At 44.8% G+C, this 951-nt stretch carries 2 protein-coding genes; both read right to left on the bottom strand.

What is annotated here, in order from left to right; all coding sequences use genetic code 11:
* Positions 1-32: 32 nt before the first annotated feature.
* Positions 33-338 carry a chromosome partitioning protein ParA gene (locus KIV40_RS23595; protein WP_150869051.1) on the bottom strand — a complete coding sequence of 102 codons (306 nt, stop codon included), beginning with the start codon at positions 336-338 and terminating at the stop codon, positions 33-35.
* 126 nt (positions 339-464) lie between these two features.
* The coding region (gene tsaB, locus KIV40_RS23590; RefSeq protein WP_285351616.1) for a tRNA (adenosine(37)-N6)-threonylcarbamoyltransferase complex dimerization subunit type 1 TsaB at positions 465-951 on the bottom strand (487 nt) is incomplete at its 5' end.

Raw genomic sequence — 951 nt, 5'->3', positions numbered from 1 at the left:
TAACCCTTAAAATAGAAGATAAATTGATGTTTTTATATATAAATATCGACACCGATGAGTCTTGTAAGTTCCTCTTTTTTCGCCTGGTTCATAACATCCATATACTCTTCCATCGCTTTTCGTCCACGTCCTTCAGGGAGGTCGTACTGAACTTGAGCTCGATGAATATCTGATTCTTGAACATGACGAATAGAGTGCGAGACAGCATTGGCTACCTTAGTGGGCTGCCCCACAGAGGTCTTTGCATCGGTCTTCTTTACCTGATTCTTCTTGTTGGTGCGATTGGCTTTAGATGTATTGCCTATCGAAGAAGGAGGTAAACCATTAATTGATACCATTCACTCAATCTCTGCCTCGGTATGACTCTAAATATGTACTATCTAGAGTCATGGGTTATCAGAACCTTGTAAAAGTTATGACGTTTTTTTATTAATACCTCAAAAGCTTATTTACAGCTCGAGAAACTATTCCCGACCAGGAAGCTTTTTCCACGCCACCTTATCACGCAGATAAACAGGCTCAGACTCTTCTACTGGACCCGCTTTCCCCGCCGCAAATGCAACCTGAGCGATAAACGCCATGTCTTGCGCCTCTGGGTAAAGAACGTCACTTGGCTTCGTAGTTAATGATAGCGTATCCATGTGCTCAGCGTACGCAGCCCAACCTGTACCAACTTTTGCCCAAGTGTTTTGGTCTGCTTCAATTTGGTTCACTAGCTCTTGTGGCGGGATAACGCACTCTTCATCAGTCAAAGACCAACGACCGTCTTGTTCACGACTGTAACGAGCCCAGTAAACTTCGCTCATACGAGCATCAATGGCACTTGCAACATGTGTATCACCAAACTGGCGGTAACTCGATTGCGCCATGGCTTCCAGCGTCGATACACCAATCATTGGCAGATCAGCACCAAACGCTAGACCTTGTGCGATACCGATACCAATGCGTACA

The organism is Vibrio sp. D173a (genome assembly GCF_030248475.1).
The sequence above is the reverse complement of the archived record's forward strand: the minus strand, read 5'-3'. Positions and strand labels throughout refer to the sequence as shown.